This is a genomic window from Acrocarpospora corrugata, from assembly GCF_009687845.1.
Lineage (GTDB): Bacteria > Actinomycetota > Actinomycetes > Streptosporangiales > Streptosporangiaceae > Acrocarpospora > Acrocarpospora corrugata.
In genome coordinates this window covers 1-5,464 of sequence record NZ_BLAD01000156.1, presented here as the reverse complement: position 1 = coordinate 5,464, position 5,464 = coordinate 1, and the positions used below count along the sequence as shown (strand labels likewise).

The window sequence follows — 5,464 nt, the reverse complement described above, 5'->3', positions numbered from 1 at the left end:
CGCAGGCAGTGATCAACGCAGAGGTCAGCTGCCAAGACGGAAAACGGTCTCCATTCAGGATGTGAGAAACGGTCGCATGGGAGCAATTCATCCGGCTTCCTAGCCATGCGCGAGTCGGCTTACCCGCCCGCCGATGCACCTCGCGCAGTTCCTGCGCGAGCCGATGCACGGGATTGCGCTGAGGATCAAGCGGGCGAGCTCTGCGCGGCATCGCGACCCCAAACGTGCGCAATGGAATGTTGTCCGCCATTGTCCGCCGTAGTGCGGGATGGTGCCAGTCGAATGAGCTACCGTCCGCGGTAGCACTACCTAGTCCGTTCACTCACATACCTTGTCGCCAAGGGCCGTTGCTCTTTGACCATGGGTGATCCTGCTCATGGAGGAACGGATCACCAGGACGTTCTTCGGTGAGAAAAGGAGACCGGCCCGATGAACCTTCTAGCAAATGTCCTCGCAGTGATCGGTGCCGTGACCACCGTCATCTACGCGGCCGAGGGCTTGCTGGCTACGGTGTCTCACCTGATCCGCGCGGGAATCCCGGTCGCAGCCGCGCTGCAGGATCTTCTTGACGCCGTGAAGCGCCTTAAGATCGGGGAACGTATCACTCAGGAAGAACCCCTCGCTCAGCCGACTCTGGCACCACTTATAGCTGACCAGCAGGAAGTAATAATGCATCCCGACCGACGCTAGGTTTGTTCGTACTCGATGAACCCAATCGCCCTGGACCGATGCCGCTACGACCACCTGCAGGTTCGGGCGGACCGACGGCTGGGAATCGGCGAACCTGCGCGCTTCCGGGTACGGCGGGATCGCCTACCGGCACGTCTCCAACACCTACATCGCGCTGTTCTCCCACTTCATCCCGTGCGGGGTGTGGGAGGCGGTCTACATCATCGAGGGCCTGCCGCGCAACGCCTCCGACATCCAGCCCGAAACCGTCCACGCCGATACCCAGGGCCAGTCTCTGCCGGTCTTCGGCCTTTCCGACCTGCTGGGCTTCGACCTGCTGCCCCGCATCCGCAACTGGCACGACCTGATCTTCTACCGGCCCGGTGAGCAGAGCCGTTACCAGCACATCGATGCGCTGTTCGGCGAGGAGGTGGTCGACTGGAAACTGATCGAGACCCATTGGGCGGATCTGCTGCGCACCGCGATCTCCATCCGGGAGAACAAGCTGTCGTTGGTGACGCTGTTGCGCCGGCTGGGCAACCACTCCCGCAAGAACCGCCTCTACCGGGCCTTCCGCGAGCTCGGCCGTGCCATCCGCACCCTCACCCTGCTGTGCTACCTGTCGGAGCCGGCCCTGCGCGAGCAGATCACCGCGGTCACCAACCGGACTGAGGCCTTCCACGGTTTCGCCGACTGGCTGATGTTCGGCGGCAAGCTCATCGGCCACAACGACCCCGACCACCACGAGAAGGTCGTCAAGTTCAACGAGTTGCTCGCCAACTGCGTCATCTATTCCAACGCCTGCGACATCACCGACGCCGCGAACGCCCTGGCGGCCGAGGGCCACCCCGTGGACCCGGACGACCTGGCCACCGTCTCGCCCTACATCACCCACAGCATCCGCCGGTTCGGCAACTGGACCCTCAACCTCACCCCACCCGAACACGCCCCGGCCACCCGGCTGGACCTGGAGCCGCGCGTCCTGTTCGCCACCGGCCACGGCTGAGGCAAGCCGTGACCGGGTGATGACCTCGTTTTCCGTACCACCCTCACCGAGGTCGGATTGGCGCGCCAGCAAAGGCTGCAAGATCAACGCATCAACCGCGGTAGGCGGCGGCTAGGGTTCTGGGCGAACAGGTGAGCGAATGCAGGCCGGGGCTGGCCCCTTGTCGGGGAAGATCATGCCTGCTGGCGGGTGGAGATCCGCTGTTCTGGCTTCGGCTGGCCGTTCCTGCGGCCCGGTCGCTGGTCCGGGTCGGGTTCCGGCCCGGGGTCCTGGCGGATTTTCACGACGTCGAGGCCGGCGGCGCGGGCGCGCATGGACTGGCTGGTGTCGTAGGTGATCAGCTTCACCCGGCGCCCGGCCAGGGCCTGGACGAGAAAGCGCCGCATCGACGATCTCGTCGTCGGCGATCGGCGAATTCATCCTCGACCACCGCGTCGTGATCATCAGCCTGGACGGTGCCTTGTCATCGGAGAACTGCGCAACCTTGCATGCCAGCCTGGTGCGTGCCTCGGCGGTGCACCACCGGGCACAGATCCTCATCGACGCCACCCGGCTTGTCTCGGGGCTTGAGCAGCAATGGAACGGCCAGTCACGCTAAGGAGCTCGGTGGGCGGCTTTTAACGTGACTGGCCGTTCCGATGCGGCAGGTGGCTGTGGTCGGTCGGTGGGGTTGTCCTCGGCCGCTGCCTTGAGGGTCTTGTGGACGGTGCCGATGGAGACCTTGACCCCGGCGGCGATGGTCCGGATGGACTCCCCGCGCCGCTGGCGGTCGAGGATCGCGGCGCGTTTGTCGTCGTCGACGACCGGACGGCGCCCGCCGACCTTGCCCTGGCGGCGGGTGACTCAAGGCCGTCCTTGGTCTTCTTGACGATATCGCGGCACCGGTCCTCGGCCAGCGCGAGGGCCAGGTTCACCGGGTCCTGGAGATCGGTGCGGGCACCGGCTACAACGCGGCGCTCCTGGACGTCCTCGTCGGCACAGACGGTGCCGTGACCACGATCGACTTCCTGCCCGCCGCGGTCCGGGAGGCCCGCGAGACTCTCCGCCACCGGCCACGGCCTCGTGAAGGTGTTCCCCGAAGACGGCGAGTTCGGCCATCCGGCACCGGCCCCTACGACCGGCCCTGGGGCCCGACCCCGTCGCCGGCCCCTTCCTCGGACCGCCCGCCTGGCACCGCGTCTCCGAACTCTGGCTCGACCCCGAACCGGACGCCGACCTGGCCTTCGAGGCCGACGTCCGCCTCACCGACTATCTCCGGAAACGCAAACCCCTCAGGCGGTGAGCCGCGCCCACCGCACGAGAACGGGCCTCAGGGCGGGCTCTGCGCGGCGGCACCGGCAGGCCGCGTCGTCTTCTTGCCCGGATGCCCCGCCTTCCAGACCGCGTCGTGCTCCGCATCGCGCATCTGAAGGATGTCATCGACGCTCGGCGGCTCGTCGTTCGCCTTTCTGGCCAGCCTTTCCTTCTTCATCTCGGCCTTGGTCTTCTCGTTCTCCTTCTTCTTCGTCTTTCCGGTCGGGTCGGTCGGCGGAGCCGCAGGCGCCTTCTGCGGCACCGAGTTCTTGAGCCTCCTCACGATGTGGTCGAGCCCGGCGATCGTGGTGTCGACCGCTTCGAGGAAGTCCTTCTGCCATTTCGGGGCCGCGGGGCCGGCCAGGTCGGGGGCGACGTTCCTGAGGGAGGTGGCCGCGGCCTGGAGCACGGCGATGGCCGTGCCGGGATTGTCGAGCTCGTCCTGCTTGAGCGCCATGGCGGCCTCCAGCGATTCCTCATCGAAGTTCACGCCCTTGGACGCGGTGGCCCGCTCTCCCTGGCCGTCGCGGTTGCCCGCGTCCACCGTGGCGTAGGGCAGAAGGTTGCGGAAGCTCAGGTATGCCTCGATCGTGTCCTCGGGGGCCTCGGCCTCCAGCGCCGCCCGGGCGGCCTCGAAGATGTCCGTGAGCTGGTCGGCGCTGAGCTGGTCGTTGGGCAGCAGGGGGGCGAGGTCGGTCATCAGCTCGCCCTTGAGATCCTTGATGACCTGCTTGCGCAGGTGGTCGCCGATCCCGGCCTCCCCCTTCTCCTTGAACCACTGCTCGACGGCGGCGCACTCGGTCACCCACGACGTGGTGTGCGACCCCATGCCGGCGATGCCGACGGGAGCGTCGGGCCTGCCCCCGAATTCGAGCTTGCCGTTGCGGATCGCGACGAGGAGGCCGCCGCCGCCGGCCTCGGCGATCCAGCGCGCGTCCACGGCGTATTCGGGCTCGCCGAGTTCGGTGTGAAACTTTTTGACCTTGTCGAGGAAGGCGTCCAGCATCGCCGGCTCCACGGCGAGCCCCGCCTTATCCAGATGCTCCTCGAGCACGTTGACGGCCGAATCCGCCGCGCTGCCACCGAGGAAGCCGGCCTTGGACGCCGCGCCGGGATAGCTGCGGACCACGATCGACTGGAAGTCGTGCAGCAGGTGCGCGAGCATCCGGGCGGGGGCCTCCCGCGTGCGGTCGGGATCCTCCCGCAGGCGGCGGGACTCCTCCGCCAGGTCGTCGCCCGTGCTCTTGATGCCGTCCTTGAACGCGCGCAGCTCGTCGGAGAGACCGGGCGTCACTTCGCCCATGATGCCGCGCAGTTGCTTCGTGAGATCGGTGACCTGGACCCGCATCTGCCACAGCTCGGGGGCACCGCTGCGATCCGGCACCTGTGCCACGGCGCAACTGTCGATCTCGTCCAGCTTTTTCGTCAGATCTTGGAGGGAACCGATCGCCACCACCTCCGGCCCGTTCGGTACCCCTGTCGCCCCCTGCCCTGTCCGGGCGGGCAGCGTGATCTTCACCCCTCCGTCGGGGAACGAGAAGTGCTTTTTCTTCGTTCGCCTCGAAGTCTTTCCGTCCGGCCCCTTCACTCCGTCCTCGACGAGGAAGACGTCGACCAGATCCCCCAGACCATCGCCCATGGTCTTCAGGGCGTCCAGCTTCTCCGCCGTCTTCTTCGCCCGCTCCGGTGCGACGACGTGCTCCAGGTCGGCCGCACGCACCGCCGCCTCCAGGGAGAACAGCTTCCAGATCTCAGCGCGGAGCACGAGATCGGGATTCTTCGTTCCCAGCGTGACCTGGGAATTCCGCCAGCCGCGGTGCCTTCCGCTGCCCGGATTCTGGGCCTCGAGCCCGTCCAGGTTCTCCTCGCTGGCGAATTCCCCGTCCAGCACCGCGGCGCGGGCCTCCCCTTCGCCCGATCCGATCGATCCCCGGTCGCTGCCGGCGCGGACGGTGGCGAACGGCAGGAAGTTCACGTAGGCGAGGTGGTGCCCGACCGCGTCGGCGAGGAGCTTCGCCGCCGCGGCCTGCGCAGCGGACTGGGCATCGGGGTCGTTCGGCGGCGCTTGTCCGAGGTGCTGCTTCGCTTCTCCGACCAGCCGCTTGACCGTGGCGGCGTAGTGCCCCAGGGCCTTCTCGCGCTTGTCCTGGTCCTCCGGGGCGAGGGTGTCGAACAGCTTGCTGCCTTCTGAGGTGTCGCTGTTCATCCACTCCTGCACGGCGTCCTGCATGGCCGAGAGTTTCCGCAACGCGTCGGGGAGGGATCTGCCGTACAGGGAGGCGTGCACGGAGTCCACCACACTCGCCCACGAACTGGTGTGATCGCCCATGGGGCCGCCGAAGGGCGACGGCGTCCGGGCGCGGCCGAAACGGATGCCCTTGATCACTCCGTCGCCGAGCTTGACGCGCGGAACGAGTTTCACCCTCCGCATGGGCGACAGCCCCGGGTCCTCATGGATCACGATCCTGCGCTTGACGGGAGCCCCCGCCCCGGCCC

At 67.3% G+C, this 5,464-nt stretch carries 6 protein-coding genes and 1 pseudogene; 3 read left to right on the top strand and 4 right to left on the bottom strand.

What is annotated here, in order from left to right; translation table 11 throughout:
* On the bottom strand, positions 1-250 hold a 250-nt coding region (locus tag Acor_RS41675; RefSeq protein ID WP_155342275.1), incomplete at its 3' end, for a helix-turn-helix domain-containing protein.
* Between the two features lie 188 nt (positions 251-438).
* Entirely contained in the window at positions 439-675 is a 237-nt protein-coding gene (locus Acor_RS41670; protein WP_155342274.1) for a hypothetical protein, read from the bottom strand.
* 100 nt (positions 676-775) lie between these two features.
* On the opposite strand from Acor_RS41670, the pseudogene Acor_RS41665 reads away from it, so the two are divergent.
* Positions 776-1,675 (top strand): annotated as a pseudogene (locus tag Acor_RS41665) (Tn3 family transposase); the annotation flags it as partial.
* Between the two features lie 173 nt (positions 1,676-1,848).
* Here the strand turns inward: Acor_RS41665 and Acor_RS41660 are convergent.
* Positions 1,849-2,061: a hypothetical protein gene (locus Acor_RS41660; protein WP_155342273.1), complete on the bottom strand. Its 213-nt coding sequence runs from the start codon at positions 2,059-2,061 to the stop codon at positions 1,849-1,851.
* A 50-nt stretch (positions 2,062-2,111) separates the two neighbouring features.
* On the opposite strand from Acor_RS41660, the gene Acor_RS41655 reads away from it, so the two are divergent.
* A complete protein-coding gene (locus Acor_RS41655; RefSeq protein ID WP_155342272.1) occupies positions 2,112-2,273 on the top strand; it encodes a hypothetical protein in 162 nt (53 codons plus the stop codon).
* 274 nt (positions 2,274-2,547) lie between these two features.
* Complete coding sequence (locus Acor_RS45275; protein ID WP_308805728.1) at positions 2,548-3,084, top strand: hypothetical protein; 537 nt, start codon at positions 2,548-2,550, stop codon at positions 3,082-3,084.
* Here the strand turns inward: Acor_RS45275 and Acor_RS41645 are convergent.
* Positions 2,985-5,464, bottom strand: a 2,480-nt coding sequence (locus Acor_RS41645) for a hypothetical protein (RefSeq protein ID WP_218034833.1), incomplete at its 5' end; no start/stop codon positions are given. The two genes, Acor_RS45275 and Acor_RS41645, sit on opposite strands and share 100 nt — an antisense overlap.